The sequence below is a fragment of the Hymenobacter terrigena genome (assembly GCF_054776515.1).
In genome coordinates this window covers 262810-283181 of the sequence record NZ_BAAHBU010000003.1, presented here as the reverse complement: position 1 = coordinate 283181, position 20372 = coordinate 262810, and the positions used below count along the sequence as shown (strand labels likewise).

Sequence of the window (20372 nt, the reverse complement as noted above, 5' to 3'; positions counted from 1 at the left end):
CATTACCACCACGCTACAATTGGTCAGGCATACGAGAATAAGAATGGTGCGGACTTCGCAACCAGCTTTTCTCAGCCCGCCGCCTTACTCGGGCAGGGTGCGCACGTAGCTGTGCTGCACCGGCACCGGGCTGCCTACCCCCTGCTGGGCCAAGGCCCGCTGCAGCTGCTCGATGAGGCGGGCCTGGGCCGGACCATTGCGACCGGCTGGAGTATAGGCCCGGAAGGCCACCGTCATGCCGCCGGGCTTGAGGGCCGTGACGGCCACCTGCGGCGCGGGCGTTTGCAGCACATCTTCGTCGGCTTGGAGCAGGGGAATGGCCCAGGCGCGCAGGGCGGTTAGGTCGGTAGCGTTGTCGAGGTCGGCCACAATCTCGACCAAAGCCTTGTTCTGGGCCGTTTTGTTGATGATGACATTGTTGGACGTAGCGCCGTTGGGCAGGATGATGGTGTCGCCCTGCGGCGTGACGAGAATGGTGTTGAAAATCTGAATCTCTTTCACCTCGCCCGACTTTCCCTGCGACTCAATGGTATCGCCCACCACGTAGGGCTTGAAAATGAGGATGAGCACGCCGCCCGCAAAATTGGCCAGCGTGCCCTGCAAGGCCAGGCCTACTGCCAACCCCGCCGCTCCCAGAATGGCCACAAACGACGTGGTTTCGAAGCCCACCATGCCGGCCACCGATATCAGCAGCAGCACTTTGAGCACGATATTTACCAAGCTGGTCAGGAACGAGGCCAGCGACACATCAAGCCGCCTGGCAGCGGTGGCAATAATGCGGCTGGCCCAGCCAATGAGCCACCAGCCCACCACCAGCGCCACCCCGGCCATGAGCACGCGGGGCAGGTAGAGGACAACAAGGGCTTGCAGCTGCTGGGCGTAGTTACTGACTTGGTTCATAATGAGTAATGGAAAGAAGAAACCGAAGGGGGAACTGCCGTCGTCTAATCGCGGGCCTGGTGGGCATCAATTTCGCGAATCAGCTTGCGGGTGTGCTGCAGCACCCCATGGTAGCGCTGCATGATACCCTGAATAATAGGTTCCTTATTCAGGTAATTATACATGCGGTCGGATTGCATCAAGGCCACGAAATTATCGCCCGAGCGCTGCAGGTGGTCGTCGAGGTATGGCGCGATGGTGCTCGCTTTATACGCCGAAAAAGAACGTGTTTCCATTACCAGCCCCGGAACCCGCTCCTGGTAATTATCCAGAATGGCATTCAGCAGCTCGTCATCTTCGATGATGCCCAGCTTGCCGGCCGATTTCAGCCCTTCGAACCGCGACGAGTTAGGCAGCAGGTTCGTCTCGCTGCCCAGCGTCCACTGGTACTTGTGCACGCTGTCCACGTTCACCGTTTGCGGAGTCAGGGAGCGGAAATAGCGGTAGCCTTGCAGCACCTGCGCATAGCTCAGCGAGTCGTTGTGCAGCTCTATCAGGTCGCTGGCCAGGTCGGCACGCAGGCCGGTGAGGAACTTGCGCTCCTCGGCGCGCTCCACCGAATGCTCGTGCCAGGAATGCAATTGAATGGACAGCGTGATGGCAAACACAATGATGCCGATTTCAAGCAGAATTTCTGGCAAGCGGTGGCGCCAACCAGTTGGCGCCGGGTGTTCGGCAGCAATGCCCATGGCCTTTTTTCCGTGTTTGGTAATGAGGTCGACTTCAATCATGAGAACGAGGCCGGCGACTACCCACAAATGAAATAAGCCCGTTTAAATGGCTTTGTGGTGGTGCCGGAGCGGGTAGTAAATGTAAAGCCCGGCCCGGAATTAGCAGTATTTTTCACGGCATTGCCACTAATTCCACGCCCAGAATCTGGTCACCGATGTCGAGCTTGTGCACCACGTCCATACCGCCCACCACCTGGGCGAAAATGGGGTAGCGACCGTCCAGGTGCGGCGTGGGCGTGTGGGTGATGAAGAACTGGCAGCTCTCGGTGTCCTTGCCGGCCGAAGCCAGGCCCACGCTGCCTTCCTCGTAGCGCAGGTCGCCGAATTCGGAGCGCAGGTTGTAAGGCGCGCTGCCGTTGCCGTCGCCGCGCGGGTCGCCGCCCTGGGCTACGAAATTGGGCACCACGCGGTGGAAATACAGGTTGTTGTAGAAATGCTGGCCGATGAGCGTGACGAAGCTGGCCACCGCGCCGGGCGCTTCTTCGGGCTTCAATTCCAGCAGAATAATGCCCTTGCTGGTGCGCAGTCGCACCTGCTGGCCCAGCGGCACGCCCTGCACCACGGTCCAATCTATTGGGTGCTGCGCGGCCGTGGCCAGCGGCGAGGGTGTGGGTTTCGGGGCTTTGGTCAGCTTGTCGAGGGCTTGCTGTAGGCCCTGCCAAGCTTCAATTTCGGTGGGTAGCTGCAGTTTGGCCTGGGCGGCGCGCAGGGCAGCGAGGTCGGCCGGCTGCGCTTCGGGGTAAAGTTTGGCATCGGCCAGGGCCTCAGCGGCGGTACCGAGCTGGGCCACGTCGCCACCAGCTAAAGCTTGGCGCATAGCGGCGGCAAAATCGGCCTGGCGGCCAGCCGGAAAATCGGTACTGCGGCGCATGGTGAGCAACGCGCCCAGCGCATAACCCGCCACCAACGGCGACTGCCCCGCCGCAAACGCCTCGGTTCGCACGAAATCGAATGCAGCCGGGTCTTCGCTCAGCGCTTCCAGCAAAAAGCCCTTCTCGTATACCGTGGGCGCGGTTGGGTAGCGCTTCTCAATGGTTTCGACAAGGCTGGGGCGGGCCGCCGGGCTGGCGTGGCGCACAGCGGCCCGCAGCAAAGCGGCTCTCACCCGCACCGAGGCCTGCTTGTTGCCATCGGCCAAGGCCGCCAGCGCGGCGCCCGACTCGCCTTTGGCATGGGCCAGCAGCCACTCGGCCGCCGTGAGAGCCACCGGGGCGCGGTCGTGCGCAAGCGCAAAAAAAACGGCTTTGCGGCTGGCCGGGTAATTTTCCGCATCAAACGGCAAAGCCCGGATGGCACTGAGCCGCACACGGTAGTCGGGGTCTTTGGTGGCAAGGCGAGCCAGGACGGCGGCGGGGCGGGCATTCGGCGCTATCGGACTGAATGCCGGTGTTGCTCCCGGTGATGGCACAACCTGGGCGACCTTACCTAACGTAGTGGCCGCCGCCGCCCGCACGGCATAGTTCCGGTCCTTCTGAGCCACGCGTAGCAGCGTGCTTTCGGCCAAGCGGGACAAATCTGCATCGAGCCCGCGGGTGCGCGACAGGGCCACCACGGCCGCCAGCCGGCCGCGCACAGGCAGTTTGGGCGAGTTCAGCACGGCCACCGTGCGCCGGATGCTCTCGGGCGAGGCCAGGCCGTGCAGGGCGGCGCGGCTCAGGCCCCAGGCCAGAGCGGCGGTGCGGGAAGTATCGTTCAGCGTTTCGACGCGCCAGAGTTCGGGCAGGCTGTGGCGGGTGACGGTGCGGCCCAGCGCCTCGTGCACATAGCGGCGCACCAAGCCGTCGCTTTCCTTGAGGACGCGCACGCGCAGGCTGTCCACGGCGGTGCTGTCGCCGGTCTGGCCCAGGGCGTAGGCGGCGGCGCGGCGCACGCCGGGGTCGGCATCGCGCAGCAGCGGAATGAGGCCGGGCACGGCCGCCGGGGCCTGCACCGAGGCGAGCGCCAGGGCAGCTTCGCGCCGGTAGGTGGGGTTTGAATTCGTTAAAAAAGGCAGAATGGCAGCGGTATTGCGCTCGTCCTGCGCCGTGCCGATTTGGCGGATGGTGGCGTCGTGGTACTTGTTGGCGAGGCCAGCGCTGGGGCGGGGCGTGCGGGTGCAGGCAGCCGCCAGCAACAGCATCGGCCAAAAACGAGAGGAGCGAAAAGTCATAGGCGGAAAGGGTAGCGCTGGGTTCTGGTTGCGCTTACGTGGCCGGAGTGGTTTGGGGCTGGAGTACGGGGCGCAAGCTAAAGCCTGTGCCACTTAATGGCCCAAGTCCTCAGATTCCTCCTGCATCGGAATGAAAGCTTCGCCCCTACTCGCCGCCCCAGGAATCTTCCTGCGGCGCGGCTTCGCTGGGCAAATATTCCGTCGCAATGTCCTTCAGCAGCGCATCGAGGCCGGCAAAAAGCACGGCATTGCCCCGCTGTTGGTAGCCGGCCAGGGCCGTTTCAAAGCTGCCCAGACCGTAAAGAAACGCCCGCAGGTTATCGGCGGTGATGGCGTCGAAATGGCGGCCGTAGCCCATTTGCTGCACTTCGGCGGCATTCAGCCATTGCTCGAACTGGGCCGGAATGGGAATGGCGCAGATGGGCTTGTGCAGGAACACGGCCTCCGAAATCAGCGAGAAGCCGCCGTTCGTGACCACGGCACGGGCGCTGGCCAGGTCGGCAATAAAGCCGGCTTCGGAAAAGGCGCAGAGCTGCACGTTGCCGTGGCTTTCCTGCTTGTTGAAGCCGTAGACGCGGAATTCCTGGTCGGGCAGCTGTTGCAGCAGCGGCACCAGGTTCTGCTGCGTGGTGGCTGATTGATAGACCAATACGTGCTGGCCTTTGGTGGGCGCGGCGGCCAGAATCTCGGGCCGGATGATGGGCGGCACCAGCGTGGTGCGCTGCTTGGCCAGCGGCAGGTTGAAGAACGTGGTGACGAAATAGTGGCGGCTGTGCGGCAGCTTGGCCCGCACAATGCTTTTGGCCACCCGGTAGTTTTCCCGCTCTGCTTTTGGCACGGTCACATTCATCTTGGCCCGGCTGATAATCTGCATATTATCAATACTGACAATGGGCAGCCGGCGTAGCTTCGCAAACAAAAAGCTGAAGGATTCAAAATCCGAAACCACCACTTCCGGCTCGAAACCGCCCAGCAGCTCGCGGTAGCGGGCGAAATTGACACGCAAATCCTCGGGCGCGGTGCGCAGCGTGAGTACGGCCGTCCGCAGCTTGCTCACCGCCAAGCCATTATAGGCCAGGTGAAAGCCCCGGATTTCGTGCACCCGGTCGGGGAAGGCCGCCGCCAGCATGGTGTAAGCCCGGCTGCTGCTCACCACGCGCACTTCGTGCCCCTGCGCCAGCAGGTGGCCGATGACAACTTTGCTGCGGGTGGCATGGCCCAGGCCCTCGCCGGGCACTCCGTATAGAATTTTCATGCTGTAAAGGAAACGCTTTCGCCTGTCATTGCGAGCGCAGCGCGGCAATCCGTCCTCCGAATGCGACAAGCCTCCAGATTGTGACAAACCTTACCAAAAAGCCCCAACACTGCGAAGTGACGGGGCTTTCTGGTAAAAGACAGTGTCTGGTTTTGACAGGACAGATTGCCGCGCTACGCTCGCAATGACGGTTTCTTACTCAGTCACCACCAGCTTCTCGCTGCGCGTCCCTTCATTCGATTCCAGCCGCACGATATAAATACCCGGAGCCACGCCTGCCAGCGGCAGGGGCAGCTGCTGTGGCCCGGCCGGATAGGCTTTCTGACGCACCACGGCACGCACCAGCCGGCCAGTAGCATCGAGCAGTGACACCGAGACGGGGCCGGCCCGCTCCTGCTGAAAACTGATGCTGCCTGTGCCGCTGGCGGGGTTGGGGTACACGGCCATTTGCACGGTGCCGGGGGTGGTGGCCACGCCGGGCGCGGTGCTGAGTACGATATTTTCGTCGCCGGCGCGGTAGGGCAGCAGGTCGAAGTAGGTGAGCAGCATTTCGGCCGTCGTGCTCTCGCCCCACTGCGTGGTGAGGGGCGGGCTGTTGGGGTTGCGCGGGTTCTGGGCGGTGTTGTCGTACACGGCATCGGCCATGAGGCGCGAGCCAACCGGAATTTTCAGCAGCGCAGTGAAGCGGAAAACGCCCTGCCAGCGGAAATCCCAGTCGTTGATTTTGACCAGCTTAATGGTGTCGCCGTTGGGCTGCACCACCCACACTTTCCAGCTTTTGCTGAGCAGGTGGGCGTGGGGCGCAACACTAAGAATAGTCGCATCGGCCGGCACGTTGAGCTGGGCGTGGAAGGTGCTCACCTGGTTGGCCGGAATGATGAACGGCCCGTTGCTGAGCGTGACCGGCGAGATGGCCGGCACCGTCTGGATGTAGCGCGTGACGGGCTGACGGGCAAAAAACACGTTCACCACCGACGAGTCCTTTTGCGTCACGAAATTGGGGCCGTAGTGCACCTGCACCAGCAGCGAGGCGTGGCGGTAGAGCTTCTTGCCCATGCCCGTGGGGTAAAAGCGCGACTGCATGCCCGGCACCCAAGCCGCAAAGTTGGTTTCCACGGGGTTGAAGCCGAAGCCGCCGAACTGCGTGTAGCCGTAGCCGGGCGCGGCCGCATCCAGGGCCTGGGCCTGCTGGGTAGTATCCATGCCGATGATGACATGGTGCACAATGCCCTTATTGCCAGGCCGAAACTCAATGGCCGCGATGTCGCGGTCGGCCAGCAGGTTCACGGGCAGCACGAAAATGCGGTACATATCCTGGCCATTGCCCTGGTGCGTAAAGGCCTGGGCCATCGGAATCACCATATCGGGTGTGCCCAGCTGCGAGCCGCTGGGGTACGTGGGCAGGGCCGGCGTGAGGGCGGGGTTGCCTTGCGGCGTACCGGCATCGACCCAAGCCCGGATTTTGGCGATTTCCGCGTTGGTCAGCGTGTTCTCGTCGAGGTAGTGGCGGTAGTTGGGGTCGGGCTTCCACGGCGGCATGTAGCGCGTGCCGGTCACGTACTTAATGGTCTGGGCGTGGCTCACTACTTCGGCGTAGGTGGTGAGCGGAAACGGGGCCACTTCGCCGGTGCGGTGGCAGGGCGTGCAGTGCTGATACACCAGCGGCGCAATGTCCTGGCTGAAGGTATACTGTGGGGTGGATTGGGCTTGCGCTGCCGGAGCCGCACCCAAGCAACTCAGGGCCAGGAGCAACAGAGAGAAGTAGTGCTTCATATGTAGCAGATGTAGCAGATTGATTTTGAAACTATTCAATAAAACAGCCCACCGGCTCGGTGCGCGGCACGGCTACGGGCTGGCCGGTGGCCACAGCGGCCAGCGCATCGGCCAGCTCGTGGTGGCGCGTCACGGTTCGGTGCTGGCCCAGGCCGGCGTAGGCGTCATCGAGGCGGCCCTGGTAGAGGACGGTGCGGCCATCGGCGGCCACCACCACGGCTTCGGGCGTGACGCGGGCGTGCAGCTTTTTGGTGAGCTGGTGGCCCGCATCGGCTTGCAGGGGAAAGCCCAGTTGATAGGTTTTGGCGAAAGCCGCCAGCCCGGCCGGACTGGTTTCCTTGGCCGGAAACACGCCCACGAACCGCACGCCCTGCGCCTCGTAGCGGCCGTGCAGCTCCCGCAATGGCAGCGTGGCCGCCTGGCTGATGGGGCAGGTTTCGGCCAGAAAAACGTAGACCGTAGCGCGTGGCGCGGGTCCTGGAATTATTCCCCCAAAATGCAGCAGCAGGAGTAGCAAAAGCGGCATAAGCAATTTATAAGAGAAGCAATTAGCAAAGAAATCCCTCATTCCGACGCCGGCGGAATCGAAGGACTTGCTCTCCAATTCCGCCGGCGTCGGAATGACAACCGGCTACCAGACATCCGCCTGACGGGCTGGTTCCGACTTTTCGGCCCGGTTTTCGTTTACGCCCTACCACTTATCCTTTGCTTACCTATGAACACCGCTTCTTTACGCTCCAGCCTGCGGCCGTTGGGCGCGGCTCTGGCCGCTGCTTCCCTCCTGCTGGCTACCGCCTGCTCGGCCCCACGCGCCATCATCGCCACCGGCAAAGTCACCCCCCAGGGCGAGTTTCGGGTGGGCTACAACCAGGGCTTCAACCTGGCCACCGCGCCCCTGGCCAAAGCCGGCAGCGCCGTGAAGGAAGCCGCCAGCCAGGCCGCCAGCCAGCAAAAAGTGGACTACACCGAAGCCACCACGCAGCTGCAAGCCGCCGCCCTGGCCTACATCCTCGACCCGGTGCAGCCCACTGCCGACCTTAACATCCGCTACGGCATTGTGCCGCGCCTCGATGCCGGCTTCAAGTACGCTTTCGGCTCCTATGTATTTGATACGCAGTACCAGCTGCTCGGTCCCACCGGCTCGCCCGAAAACCCTGACCGGGGCGCGGTAAGCGGCACCACCTATGCCAGCATCGGCCTGCAATTCGCCACCCAGCGGGCCAAATTGCCCAGCCTGCCCTTCCTCTCCGATATCAACTCGCTGCTGAATTTCCGGGCCACGCGCAACGATTTGCTGGTGCCGCTCACCTTCAGCCAGTCGTTTGGGCCGGAGGAGGAAATCGGGGCCATCAGCTACGGCCTGGTGTATGCCCACAGCTGGGTGAGCTACGGCTTCGCGCCCACCAAAATCTACAACGGCTCGGTGCAGGTGCCCGAGCTGCCGCTGCAAAGCCGCAACTTCTCCTCCTTCGGCGGCTTTGTCAATCTCAAGCTGGGCTACCGGTACTTATACGTCATCCCGGCCGTGTCCGTCTTCTACCAGAATTACGGCGACTACGCCCTGCTGAACGGGGCCAGCACCTCGCTGAGCGGCGTCACGTTTGTGCCCTCCATTGGCTTGCAGCTGCGCATTCCGAATTTGATGAAGTAGCCTCATTCTATCAATTTTAAATGGCCCGAGTGGTGTGCCCCGAGCGGGTACGCCACTCGGGCTTTGCTTTGGAGCCCGGCCCTAAAGCAGAACGACGGCGAATGTGGCATTCCCTCGCTTTCTTTGTTGCCCGTTTTTCAAAACTTTACGCAGCTGCTGCCGCTCACATTTTCCGCCCCACCCATGGAAGCTCCCAACCCCGAATTCATGCGCGAAGCCATTCGCCTGTCCATCGACCAAATGAAGGCCGGTTTCGGTGGCCCTTTCGGCGCGGTGGTGGTGAAAGACGGTAAAATTATTGCCCGTGGCTTCAACCAGGTCACCACCACCCACGACCCCACCTGCCACGCCGAGGTCGACGCCATCCGCAAAGCCTGCAAGGAATTAGGCACCTTCCAGCTCGACGGCTGCGACCTCTACACCAGCTGCGAGCCCTGCCCCATGTGCCTCGGGGCCATTTACTGGGCCCGCCCGGCCCGCGTATTCTACGGCAATACCAAGGCCGACGCGGCCGCCATTGGGTTTGATGACCAGTTCATCTACGAAGAACTGGACCGGCCCATGGAAAAACGTAAATTGCCCATGACGCAGCTGCTGCGCGATGAGGCCCTGGCCGGATTTAAGGCCTGGACGGAACTGGAAGGCAAGACGGAATACTGATTTAATGATTAGCGGTTAATGATTAATGGATAATGGCGGAGAATATCCTGAAATCAAAATCATTCGCATTTGCTGTTCGTGTTGTGCGGATGTGTCAGTTTTTGCAGACTGAGAGGCGAGAATTCATTCTGGCCAAACAGCTTTTGCGCTGTGGCACCGCAATCGGCAGTATGGTACGCGAAGCTGAATATGCGGAAAGCAAATCCGACTTTATTCATAAGTTAGCAATTGCTCAGAAAGAAGCCAATGAAACCCTGTATTGGATTAAACTGCTTACCGAAACGGCCTACCTTACTAGCCCGCAATCAACCAGCATTTACAACGATGGTCTGGAACTCCTAAAGCTCCTGACCGCTTCCATAAAAACAGCCAAAGTCAACAAGCAAAAAGATTAATCACTAATCGTTAATCATTAATAATTGTGATAGAATTTTACCTCAACGACCAGCCCGTTCGCACCGGCGAGGCCCCGGCCAGCGCCCTGCTCGATTTTGTGCGCTACCACGAGCAGTTGAAGGGCACCAAAATCGGCTGCCGCGAGGGCGACTGCGGCGCCTGCACCGTGCTGGTGGGCGAGCTGAACGCTGACGGCCAGACGGTGAACTACCAGAGCATGACCAGCTGCCTCACGCCGCTGGGCAACGCCCACGGCAAGCACATCGTGACGGTGGAAGGCATCAATGCGGCCGGCAGCCAGCTCACGCCCGTGCAAAAGGCTATTGTGGACGAGGGCGGCTCGCAGTGCGGTTTCTGCACAGTAGGCTTCGTGATGTCGCTGACGGGCCACAGCCTGAGCAGCACGCCCGCTACCGAGAAAAGCACCATCGCCGCTATTGATGGCAACATCTGCCGCTGCACCGGCTACAAATCATTAGAGCGCGCCGCCGCAAAACTCACCGCCGAGCTGGAAGGTCGCCCGACGGAAAATGCGCTGGCCTGGCTCAGCGAAAAGCAGTTCGTGCCCGGCTATTTTGCCGAAATCCCGTTTAAGCTGGCACAGCTGCGCCCCGATGATGCGAAAGCAACTGAAGCTTCTACCGCAGCAATAGCAACTTCTGCTTCAAGCCATGCAAATGGAGGCAGTGCCGTTTCGACCTCGCCCAATGGCCACGCCCAAAGCCAGAACGACAGCGGCCACTCCGCGCCTGCGCCATTCACCTACGCCCTTGTGGGCGGCGGCACCGATTTGCTGGTGCAACGCCTTGAGGAATTGCGGGAGCAGCCGGGCGTGCGCCTGATTTTCGACCAGCCCGGCCGGCGCGGTATTCGGCACGCCACGACGGGTCGGGTGGTACTGGGCGCAGCCACCACGGCCAGCCAGCTACTCGAATCAGACCTGATGCGCGGCCTGCTGCCCAACCTGCCGCAGTACCTGAAACTGGTGTCGAGCACGCCCATCCGCAACATGGGCACGGTGGCCGGCAACTTCATCAACGGTTCGCCGATTGGGGATTTGACCATCATGTTCCTGGCCCTGGGCGCGTCCATCACGCTGCTCGATGCCGCCGGAGCCACCCGCGAGCTGGCCCTGCCCGACCTCTACCTCGGCTACAAAAAGCTGGCGAAAGCAGCCGATGAGCAGGTCATTGAAATCAGCTTCCCCGCCCCGCTGGCCGGCGACTTTTTCCACTTCGAGAAAGTATCCAAGCGCACCCACCTCGACATTGCCAGCGTGAACTCCGCTGCCTGGCTGCGGGTTGAAAACGGCGTTATCCAGGCGGCCCGCGTGTCGGCGGGCGGCGTGGGGCCGGTGCCATTGTACCTGGCCCGCATCAGTGAGTTTCTGCAGGGCCGCGAGTTGACGGCGGAAACCGTAACGGCTGCCAACGAGGTAATGCAGGCCGAAATCAGCCCGATTTCCGACGTGCGCGGCACCGCCGACTACAAGCGGCTGTTGCTACGGCAGCTGCTGTGGGCGCATTTCCTGGAGTTTGCGCCGGAGCTGGCGGTGGATGAATTGATTTAGAACGAAGAAAATAGAACGTCATGCCGAGCGCAGCCGAGGCATCTCGCGTGCAGCGGTAATCAATGTCATTGCACCGAAGCGAGCGAAATGCCTCGGCTGCGCTCGGCATGACGGGCTTTCGAAATAAGAAGTACCCATGAACCACCTCGACCCTCAGCGCCACGTGCGCGGCGAATCGCAGTACCTCGACGATGTGCCCACCCAGCAGGGCACGCTCTACGCGGCCGTGTTTGAAAGCCCGCTGGCCCACGGCGTGCTCCGCCGCCTCGATTTCAGCGCCGCCCTGGCCGCGCCCGGAGTGGTGCGCGTGCTCACGGCCGAAGACATTCCCGGCGAAAACCAGATTGGCGGCATCGTGGCCGACGAGCCGCTGCTGGCCGAGGGGCACGTGCATTTCCGGGGGCAGCCGGTGGCGCTGGTACTGGCCCGCACCGAGGCGCAGGCCCACGCCGCCCTCAAGCTCATCAAGGTCGAAATCGACCCGTTGCCCATCATCACCGACCCACGGGTGGCGGCCGCGCAGGGCGAGTTCATCGTGCCGCCGCGCACCTTCCGCATCGGCGATTCGGCGGCGGCCTGGGCTGCTTGCGCGCACGTGTTTGAGGGCGTGGCTGAAAATGGTGGGCAAGAGCATTTGTACATCGAGACGCAGGGCGCCTACGCTTTCCCCACGGAAATGGGCGGCGTGCGGATGATTTCCTCGACGCAGGGGCCGACGGCTGTGCAGCGCCATACCGCCCACGTGCTGGGCCTGGGTATGCACCAGGTCGAAGTAGATGTGACGCGCCTCGGCGGCGGTTTCGGGGGCAAGGAAGACCAGGCCACACCCTGGGGGGCGCTGGCCGCGCTGGGCGCCTTCATCACCAAAAAACCGGTGAAGCTGGTGCTCGACCGCATGGCCGACATGCGCATGACCGGCAAGCGCCATCCCTACTCCTCCGATTTCAAAATCGGCTTCGACGCCGACCTGAAAATCGTGGCTTACGAAGTCACCTTCTTCCAGAACGCGGGCGCGGCGGCCGACCTCTCGCCGGCCGTGATGGAGCGCACGCTCTTCCATGCCACCAACGCCTATTTCGTGCCCAACGTGACGGCCACGGCCTTTTCGTGCCGAACCAACCTGCCGCCGAATACGGCTTTCCGGGGCTTCGGCGGGCCGCAGGGCATGTTCGTAATTGAGTCAGCTATTGCCAAAGCCGCTGAAGAATTAGGAGTGCCAACTTTCGAAATTCAGCGCCGCAATCTGCTGCGTGAGGGCGACCTGTTCTCGTACCGGCAGGCCGCCGAAATGTGTCACGCCGAGCAGGCCTGGGACACCGCCGCCGCGGAATTCGACCTGGTCGGAATCAGGACCGAAGTTGAGCAGTTCAACCAGACCAATAAACTGAAGAAAAAGGGCTTCGCGGTGATGCCGATTTGCTTCGGCATCTCGTTCACCAAAACGCCCATGAACCAGACGCGGGCACTGGTGCACATCTATTCCGACGGCTCGGTGGGCATCAGCACGGGCGCGGTGGAGATGGGCCAGGGCGTGAACACTAAAATCGCGCAAGTGGCGGCCCGCACGCTGGGCATTTCGATTAACCGCATCAAAATCGAAACCACCAACACCACCCGCGTCGCCAACACCTCCCCCAGCGCCGCCAGCGCCACCGCCGACCTCAACGGCAAGGCCACCGAAATGGCCTGCCGCGCGCTACGTGAGCGGCTATTGCGACACGCCAGCACCGAATACACGCTCAACTACGAGGGCCTCGAAATTCACAACGAGCAGGTTTTAGCGGCGGGAGTACCTGCCGAAACCGACTGGGAGAAGCTCGTATCCTCGGCCTTCTGGAAGCGCGTGGCCCTCACCGAAAACGCCCATTACGCCACCCCCGACCTGCATTTCGATGCGACCGTGAACCAAGGCCACCCCTTCGCCTACCACGTGTATGGCACGGCCCTGACCACCGTGACGGTGGACTGCCTGCGGGGCACCTACACCGTGGATGCGCTGCAAATTGCCCACGACTTCGGCCAGAGCTTCAACGAAGTCATCGACCGGGGCCAGATTGAGGGCGGCGCGGTGCAGGGCATCGGCTGGATGACGATGGAGGAAGTGGCCTACAACGCTGAAGGCCGCCTGCTCAGCAACTCGCTCAACAGCTACAAAATACCCGACATCTACGCCGCGCCCAAGGTGCTCGACGTGCACTTCCTCGATACGCCGGGCCACCCCAAGGCCATCCTGCGCTCCAAGGCCGTGGGCGAGCCGCCGCTTATGTATGGCATCGGTACTTACTTCGCCCTACGCGACGCGGTGCGGGCATTTCAGGGCCACACGGCCCTGCCCTTCTCGGCCCCGATGACGCCAGAGAAGGTGCTGGTGAGCTTGTATCCGGAGTTTGTAGGGGCGAGCGAAGCTGCTGCGGTGGCGCGGGGTTAAGGTAATTTGGATTATAGGATTCGAGCTTTGCTGGGACGATTGGCAGTTTTAAAGTAGTAGCCCACGAATAGCATGGGCTACAATTCGACGAATTTCATAAAAGTGCGTCAAATTCAACACGTACTGAGATATACTTAAACAATACTATAATCAACAATGAGTAAAACACTATCAAAGGGTGATGTTGATAGGCTCGGGAATAAAATCCGCGAAGAAGATGGTAATCCTAATGAGGCAACTCTTGAGAAACTTCAAGACTATCGCATTTCATACAAGGAAGTTCTCTCTCAAATATTCAATATATTATGTACTTCAACAAGAACCATACATCCTTCATCGATAGTAACCTATCGTATTAAGCGCATTGAATCAATCACGGGGAAACTTTCTCGATATCCTGAAATGCGGTTTAGTCGCATGTGGGACATCGGAGGATGTCGGTGCATCTTGAGAAATAATGGCGACGTTTACAAATTAAAAGAATTAATCAGCAAAAATGGAGTAATAGAAATAGTAAAAGAATACGACTATATCCATAAACCTCAAAAGAATGGATACAAGTCACTTCACATTTTTATCAAGCTTAAATCAAACAGTCAAGTTATTGAGATACAAATACGAAATAAGACAGACCACAATTGGGCGACGCTAGTAGAAATTTCAGATTTATTGTTTGATTCTAAGCTCAAGGAATATGGCGAAGATAAAAAGCTTCTCAGATTTCACTATCTGCTATCAATCGTCAACACTCTTTCTACAAAAGAGAAATACGAAATATCATCAATACTTAAGGAGTATAATTATTTTAAAAAATTGAGTGATGTTTTTTCACGAAATTATCTTCAGGTTAGAAAGCAATGGTTTGACATAGAAAGCCAGAACAACCACAAATTCTTTCTAATTGAAACCCAAAAAGATAATATACCTAAAATTAGCTCCTTTAAAAGTTTTTACGAGGCAGAAACAACTTACTTCAATGCCTACAAAAGCAATCAGAGTTCTAACATAGTTTTAACTCATCTTCCTTCGCCAAGCTATAACCAGATGAGTATTGCTTACTCAAATTACATCCTAACGTTTCACTCTTTTTTAACAGAATGTTATGATATTCTAGAAAGCATTATCATTGAATCAATGCAAAAAAGAGAGTATTACAAATTCTACCAAACAGTAGAATTATATCACAGTCTCTCGTTCGCACAATTAAGCAACCTAGTTGCTGAAATCAAACAGGTTGAAGAGGTGGAGAAGGAAAAAGGCAAAAAGCGAATAAATCGCAGCAAAAGAAGAGAATGGACGAATGACATCAATAAACAAATTCTCTTAATTCAAGAGAGAGGAAGAAAAATTGACAATTCCTATAATTCCAGTAGCCCTAAAAATGGCATTGCAGGTTTCATAATTAATCAAATTGTCAAAAGGACAGCTAACAAGTACCAAAATCAGACTAAAGTATTGCTATCCAGTAATGGATTCCCTGTCTAAACGTTTCTGACGCAGCGCAGTGCTTTGAGGCAGGAGTTGGGCCAGCGCGGACCGGGACGACGACGCAGCCGGCACAGGCGACCCAACGCCGCCCGCCGTTTTCTTTCGCCGCACCTATGATGCCGGAAAGGGTTTTCGTACTTTTGCACCCCGATTTTTACGACCCTATCCGTTCCTTGCAACTTACCCGCTCTATTCCCCTTGGCACCCACGTGCAAGGTTTTCTGATTTATGCGGCTGGCGACACCGCCGCCGCGCTTTTGCTGCATCAGTTTAGCTGGCTGCGGCTGCTGGGCATGGCCCTGGTGGGCGGCCTGCTTTATTCCACGGAGGTGCCGGCCTACTTCCGCTGGCTCGATTCGCGGGTGCCGGTGCGCCCCAGCAGCGGCCAGCTGCGCAAAACCAGCCGCGCGGCCCTCACCCTGCTCTACTTCAACCCGCTCTGGATTGCCCGGCACTACGTGTTTCTGGGCGTGTTCGGCGGGGCCGCCGAAACGCTGTCGCTGGGGCTGCTGCCTGTGGCGGGCCGCTCCTTCCTGCTGAACGCGCCGGTTTCGCTGGCGGCCAACTACTACATTCAGAACCGCGTAACCACCGGCCGGCGCTTCATGGTCAGCGCCGTGTTTTCGGGCGTCATGGCCGTATCGTACGCCCTCAGCGCGGCCTGGCTGTAACGGGGGCAACTAGTTGCCGCTTCGCTTGCCGGCGATGCGGGCACCAATAGAAAGAGCCCATTGCATACAGCAATGGGCTCTTTCTGTTAGAAATCGTCAGGCTCCCCTCTGCTGGGGAGAGGGGCTGGGGGTGAGGTTTCGCGGGACCGCGCTAAACCGTCGCTTTGGCGCGGCGGCCTTGCAGAATGCGGTAGAACGAGCGGGTCTGCACTTCTTCCAGGGTGAGGCCGGTGGCGAGGATTTCCTCTTCCGAGATGGCGCCACAGTTCAGGGCTTTCAGGAAGAAGTTGAGCAGGCCCTGCCCGGTGGCGGCGTCGTCGAAGATGTCGCCGGTGAGGGTGGAAATGGCGGCGCGCTCCACGAAGGTTTTCAGGCGAAAAACGGCGTCATCGTAGCTGCTGAGGAAGAAGTTGTAGGTGGCGGCGTAGCGCATCGGCAGCTGCGCGGGGTTCAGGTCCCAGCCCTGGTAGAAGCCGTTGATGAGCGAGTGCGTGCTGTGGTGGTAGGCCTGGCGCCAAGCGTTGTGCACCGACTCGCGGTTTTCGCGCAGCTGGGCAAACGTCAGGTTGTCGCCACGGTGCGGGCCGATGGGCATCACGTTGGTCGCGCCATCCGAGAGGAAGATGCCGGTGCCGCCCAGCGCCACCTTGGTCATGTGATGGGCGAAGTCGCACACAGGGTGCGCCATGGTCTGGTACTTAGCCGTGATGCCGCAGCTGGCCGTGTAGTCGTAGGTGCCGAAGTGGGCCGCAATGCAGCGCCCCTCGCTGGCCCGGATGATGCGCATGAGCGGGTTGCGGCCCTCCTCGTCCATGATAATCTGGGTGGCTTCCACCATCGTCTCCATCTTCAGGGTGCCCGGGGTCAGGCCGTTGGCCTTTTCCAGCAGCTCAAACAGGCGCACCATCGTCGTCATCTGCTCCGGGATGGTCACTTTGGGCAGCATCACCACGAAGTTGTCGGGCAGCTTGCCGCCGGTTTCGGCCAGCAGCGTGGTCAGGAAAATGTCGAGCGTGCGCACGCCGCGCTGCTTGAGGTCTTCGGTGAAGGGCTTGATGCGGATGCCGATAAACGGCGAGAGCGTGCCCTGCTGCATGCCCTTGGCCACTTCCTTGGCGGCGCGCACGGCGGTTTCGTCCTCCTCGGCATCCGGCCGGTTGCCGAAACCGTCTTCAAAATCGACGCGGAAGTCTTCTACGGCCTCGCGCTTCAGCTTTGCCACAATCTTGTTGTACACCGAGTAAGCCAGCCAGGCGGGCTCCTGCTTGCGGTCCTCCGGGCTCATGGCGTCGAGCTTGGCGGTGAGGGCGGCCACGTCAGCTTCCAGCGTGGGCAGGTGCTCGTGGTTTTTGAACTGAAGCGCGCGGGCCAGCTCCACGAAATTGGGCGCGTAGGTGAGCAGGTTGTTGAGGGCGATTTCGCCCATTTTCACGCAGGTATCGGCCTTGAAGAGGTTGGCACCGCCGTACACGGTGTGCACGGGCTGGCGGTCGGGCCGGTCGCCGGGGTAGGTTTGCTGGAAGGCCAGGTTGGCCGTGCCCAGTTGGTCGAGCAGGGCGGCTTTGTCGGAATCTTGTAAGCTGAGTTTCATGGTGGGAATTAAGGATGTAGCGCGAAGCTCCAGCTTCGCGTATCGTTGAACGATAATCGTTGTAATGGCGCGGCCGAAACACGAAGCTGGAGCTTCGCGCTACATCGTGCTCACGACCCGCGGTATGTGGAATAGCCGAACGGGTTCAGCAGCAGCGGCACGTGATAATGCGCATTTTCGGCCACGTTGAATACGATTTCCACAAAGGGATAAAAATTAGCCGTGCCGTCCTGCGCGAAATATTCCTGGGTGTAGAATTTCATTTTATATACGCCCAATTCCACTTGTTTTTCCTTTGGCAATAAATCGGGAATGCGGCCGTCGGCGTTGGTTTTGCCGCGTGCTATTTCCTGCCAATTATCGCCGACTTGCTGCAGCAGTGCAATGCTAACGTCAGCCGCTGGCTTGCCCTTGGTGGTATCAAGAATGTGAGTGGTAATCTGGCTCATGCGGCGAGGAGTTTTTCGAGGCGGAGGCGGGTGATTTTGTTCTGCTCGCCGGCGGCGATGAGGATTTCGTCGGCGGAGTCATTGGTCAGGCGGGCTTGCAGCAGGGCCAGCATTTCGTCGGCCGTTTTGCCGGTGGCACACACGATAAATATGTAGCCGAACTTGCGCTCGTAGTCCTCATTGCCCGTCGCCAATGCTTCTAAAGTCTCCTGCGAAGCCTGTTTTACCGAGGCTTGCTCGCCCTCGGCCCAGGTGCTGGTGCTGGCGAATTTGGCACGTAATGCTTCCACATCACCCCCAATTTTGGGGTGGTGCGTGAAGGCTTCGCGCCAGTCGGCTTCGCTCAGTTTATTCCATGCGGTGTTGGCCTCGTCCATCAGCGTTTCGGCGTCAGATACGGGGAAGACGGCGAGCATATTTTCCACCCATTTGGTCGAGCCGCAGCACTTTTGCAGAGCTTCGGCAAGGGCGTGTTTGGGGAGGTGATTGAGTTCTTCGAGGGTCATAATTCTACATTGTCATCCTGAGCGCAGCGAAGGACCTTTTCACGCATGAATTAATTATACGAACGTGATAAGGTCCTTCGCTGCGCCCAGGATGACAGCTTTAATTAATTACTTCACCGTCGGAAACCGGTTGACGTTCTTGTAGTAGATGTACACCGATGGCTCCTGGCCCATGGCCGTGGCCCACTGCTGGCAATAAGGCGCCATCCAGATGGAATCGCCTTTTTTCACCGGGTACCAGCACTGGTCGAGCATGTAGATGGCCTGGCCTTCGAGGTACATCAGGCCGTGCTCCATGATGTGGGTTTCCACCATCGGCAGGTTGCCGCCGAGGCCGTAGGTGAAGATGTTCACGGCCATGTCGAAGCCCAACTCATTCGGCAGCAATTCCTGGATGCGAAGGGCCTCGTCGTTCATGTAGATGGGCGCTTTGCTGTAGTCGCGCTCGCCCCAGAATACGCCCGGCGTGGCGTGGCCCGCCAGCGGCTCATACACCTTATGAAAGGTCAAAAGCTGCGTGCCGGCTTCGGGCTGGCTAAAATCATAGCTTTGGCCCACCGGCACATATACGTACTCGCCCACTTTCAGCGCGCTGGTTTCGCCGCCCACGGTGGCCGTGCAGCCGCCCTGTACCACGTAGAAGAAAATCTGCGACGCCTCGGTTTCGCCCTGCACGCGGCCGGCCTCGGTGAGGGTGATGAGCGTCTGGCAGAGGCGCGCGCCCATCTGCTCGTTGATGATGACGTTGGTGGTGCAGCCGGTCCAGCCGGGCACGTTGCTGTTGATGTAGCCGTCGGGGGCGATGATGGCGTGGTTGCGCTTCACTATTGAGCGCGTCAGGGCGGACATTTCCATAATTAGCGGGTGGGATTTTGGGTGCGGAGAAGGGCCATAAACTGGTCGGCCACGGCGATGGCAGCGGCCAAATCAGATAATTCCACGTTCTCCAACGGGTTGTGGCTGATGCCTTTGTAGCAGCGAATGAATAGCATGGTGGCCGGCGCCACAAACGAAACGGGCACGGCATCGTGGCCCGCGCCGCTCACCAGCGAAATGGTTTCGTGGCCGGCATCGGCAATGGCTTGAGCCAGCAGCGTATTCAAATTGGCATCGCAGACCACGGGCGCGGTTTGCTGAATCAGTTTCCACTCCAGCGCCACGTGGCGCTGCATGGCCATCGACTCGGCGTGGCTGTGGAGGGAATCGTAGGCCTGGGCCAACTGCTGCTCGTCGGGGCTGCGCAGGTCGAGGCTGCACGTTACTTCACCGGGAATCACGTTGCTGGCCGAGTGGCTGATGGCCAGCTTCCCTACCGTGGCTACCAAGCCCTGGCCGTGCGCCTGGGCAAACTGCTCGGCAATGAGCACGAACTCAGCGGCGGCGCAGAGGGCATCCTGGCGCATGTTCATGGGCACGGTGCCGGCGTGGCCGGCCATGCCTTTAAACGTTAATTCGACGCGCTGCTGGCCGGCAATGGCCGTCACCAGCGCCACCGGCACGTTCCGCTCCCATAGCACCGGGCCCTGCTCGATGTGCATTTCAAAATAGCCCAGCCACTCGGCGGCCGGAATGGCATCCAGCGTGAGCTGCGAGGCATCGGCGTCCATGGCCACCAGCGCCTGGTCGAGGGAGATGCCCGCTTCGTCGCGCCGGGCCAGCAGGGCTTGGTCGAAGGCGCCGGTGACTACTTTGCTGCCCAGGTAGGTGGTATGGAAGCGCACGCCTTCCTCGTCGCTGAAGGCAATCAGCTCAATGTGGAAGGGCAGCTCGGCTTTCTGCGCCAGCAGGTTTTCCAGCAAATCGAGCCCCATGAGCACGCCCAGCGGGCCATCGAATTTGCCAGCATTCACCACCGTATCGATGTGCGAGGCCAGCACGAAGGTCTTGGCGTCGGGGTTTTGGCTTTCCAGCCGGGCGCGCAGGTTGCCGATGCCGTCGATGCGGGTGAGCAGACCGGCGGCCTCCAGCCAGCTTTGCACTAGGGCACGGCCTTCGAGGAAGGCGGGCGTGCCGAAGGTGCGCGTCACGCCATCCGCGTCCTCGCTGATGGCCGCCAGCTCGTTAATGCGCTGCATAATTCGCTCAGCGCGGGCCGTGTATTCCTGCTGCATTCCG

18 protein-coding genes are annotated in these 20372 nt (G+C 59.8%); 7 read left to right on the top strand and 11 right to left on the bottom strand.

The annotated features are described in order from the left end of the window. Nucleotides 1-84 precede the first annotated feature (84 nt). The 6 genes from ACYU7Q_RS14330 to ACYU7Q_RS14305 all read right to left on the bottom strand — a co-directional run bounded on the left by ACYU7Q_RS14330 (nt 85) and on the right by ACYU7Q_RS14305 (nt 7373). Complete coding sequence (locus ACYU7Q_RS14330; RefSeq protein ID WP_460610120.1) at nt 85-900, bottom strand: mechanosensitive ion channel family protein; 816 nt, start codon at nt 898-900, stop codon at nt 85-87. 44 nt (nt 901-944) lie between these two features. After that, on the bottom strand, nt 945-1670 hold the full coding sequence (locus ACYU7Q_RS14325; RefSeq protein ID WP_460610119.1) for a hypothetical protein: 726 nt from the start codon (nt 1668-1670) through the stop codon (nt 945-947). A gap of 112 nt (nt 1671-1782) precedes the next feature. After that, a complete protein-coding gene (locus ACYU7Q_RS14320) occupies nt 1783-3819 on the bottom strand; it encodes a peptidylprolyl isomerase (protein ID WP_460610118.1) in 2037 nt (678 codons plus the stop codon). A 145-nt stretch (nt 3820-3964) separates the two neighbouring features. Further along, nucleotides 3965-5074: a glycosyltransferase family protein gene (locus tag ACYU7Q_RS14315; protein WP_460610117.1), complete on the bottom strand. Its 1110-nt coding sequence runs from the start codon at nt 5072-5074 to the stop codon at nt 3965-3967. 195 nt (nt 5075-5269) lie between these two features. Continuing rightward, on the bottom strand, nt 5270-6847 hold the full coding sequence (locus ACYU7Q_RS14310) for a T9SS type A sorting domain-containing protein (protein ID WP_460610116.1): 1578 nt from the start codon (nt 6845-6847) through the stop codon (nt 5270-5272). Nucleotides 6848-6878: 31 nt separating this feature from the next. After that, nucleotides 6879-7373: a thioredoxin domain-containing protein gene (locus ACYU7Q_RS14305; RefSeq protein WP_460610115.1), complete on the bottom strand. Its 495-nt coding sequence runs from the start codon at nt 7371-7373 to the stop codon at nt 6879-6881. A 189-nt stretch (nt 7374-7562) separates the two neighbouring features. Between ACYU7Q_RS14305 and ACYU7Q_RS14300 the strand changes: the two genes are divergently transcribed. The 7 genes from ACYU7Q_RS14300 (at nt 7563) to ACYU7Q_RS14270 (ending at nt 15711) form a co-directional block, all read left to right on the top strand. Next, complete coding sequence (locus tag ACYU7Q_RS14300) at nt 7563-8498, top strand: hypothetical protein (protein WP_460610114.1); 936 nt, start codon at nt 7563-7565, stop codon at nt 8496-8498. A 183-nt stretch (nt 8499-8681) separates the two neighbouring features. Continuing rightward, complete coding sequence (locus ACYU7Q_RS14295) at nt 8682-9158, top strand: nucleoside deaminase (RefSeq protein ID WP_460610113.1); 477 nt, start codon at nt 8682-8684, stop codon at nt 9156-9158. Between the two features lie 32 nt (nt 9159-9190). Beyond that, nucleotides 9191-9553 (top strand): four helix bundle protein, encoded by a 363-nt coding sequence (locus ACYU7Q_RS14290; protein WP_460610112.1) that lies wholly within the window; start codon nt 9191-9193, stop codon nt 9551-9553. A 26-nt stretch (nt 9554-9579) separates the two neighbouring features. Continuing rightward, entirely contained in the window at nt 9580-11124 is a 1545-nt protein-coding gene (locus ACYU7Q_RS14285; protein WP_460610111.1) for an FAD binding domain-containing protein, read from the top strand. A 136-nt stretch (nt 11125-11260) separates the two neighbouring features. Continuing rightward, nucleotides 11261-13552, top strand: a complete 2292-nt coding sequence (locus ACYU7Q_RS14280; RefSeq protein ID WP_460610110.1) for a xanthine dehydrogenase molybdopterin binding subunit — start codon at nt 11261-11263, stop codon at nt 13550-13552. A 156-nt stretch (nt 13553-13708) separates the two neighbouring features. Beyond that, entirely contained in the window at nt 13709-15037 is a 1329-nt protein-coding gene (locus ACYU7Q_RS14275; protein ID WP_460610109.1) for a nucleotidyltransferase family protein, read from the top strand. Nucleotides 15038-15213: 176 nt separating this feature from the next. Beyond that, a complete protein-coding gene (locus ACYU7Q_RS14270) occupies nt 15214-15711 on the top strand; it encodes a hypothetical protein (RefSeq protein WP_460610108.1) in 498 nt (165 codons plus the stop codon). Between the two features lie 151 nt (nt 15712-15862). Here ACYU7Q_RS14270 and ACYU7Q_RS14265 read toward each other — a convergent pair whose 3' ends face one another. The 5 genes from ACYU7Q_RS14265 to ACYU7Q_RS14245 all read right to left on the bottom strand — a co-directional run bounded on the left by ACYU7Q_RS14265 (nt 15863) and on the right by ACYU7Q_RS14245 (nt 20368). Further along, complete coding sequence (locus ACYU7Q_RS14265) at nt 15863-17302, bottom strand: DUF6986 family protein (protein ID WP_460610107.1); 1440 nt, start codon at nt 17300-17302, stop codon at nt 15863-15865. Between the two features lie 110 nt (nt 17303-17412). Continuing rightward, nucleotides 17413-17751 carry a hydroxyisourate hydrolase gene (gene uraH / locus ACYU7Q_RS14260; protein WP_460610106.1) on the bottom strand — a complete coding sequence of 113 codons (339 nt, stop codon included), beginning with the start codon at nt 17749-17751 and terminating at the stop codon, nt 17413-17415. Continuing rightward, nucleotides 17748-18257, bottom strand: a complete 510-nt coding sequence (gene uraD, locus ACYU7Q_RS14255) for a 2-oxo-4-hydroxy-4-carboxy-5-ureidoimidazoline decarboxylase (RefSeq protein ID WP_460610105.1) — start codon at nt 18255-18257, stop codon at nt 17748-17750. The genes uraH and uraD overlap by 4 nt, the downstream gene beginning before the upstream one ends. A 108-nt stretch (nt 18258-18365) precedes the next feature. After that, nucleotides 18366-19112, bottom strand: a complete 747-nt coding sequence (allE, locus tag ACYU7Q_RS14250) for a (S)-ureidoglycine aminohydrolase (protein WP_460610104.1) — start codon at nt 19110-19112, stop codon at nt 18366-18368. 2 nt (nt 19113-19114) lie between these two features. Beyond that, complete coding sequence (locus ACYU7Q_RS14245; protein ID WP_460610103.1) at nt 19115-20368, bottom strand: M20 family metallo-hydrolase; 1254 nt, start codon at nt 20366-20368, stop codon at nt 19115-19117. Nucleotides 20369-20372 lie beyond the last annotated feature (4 nt).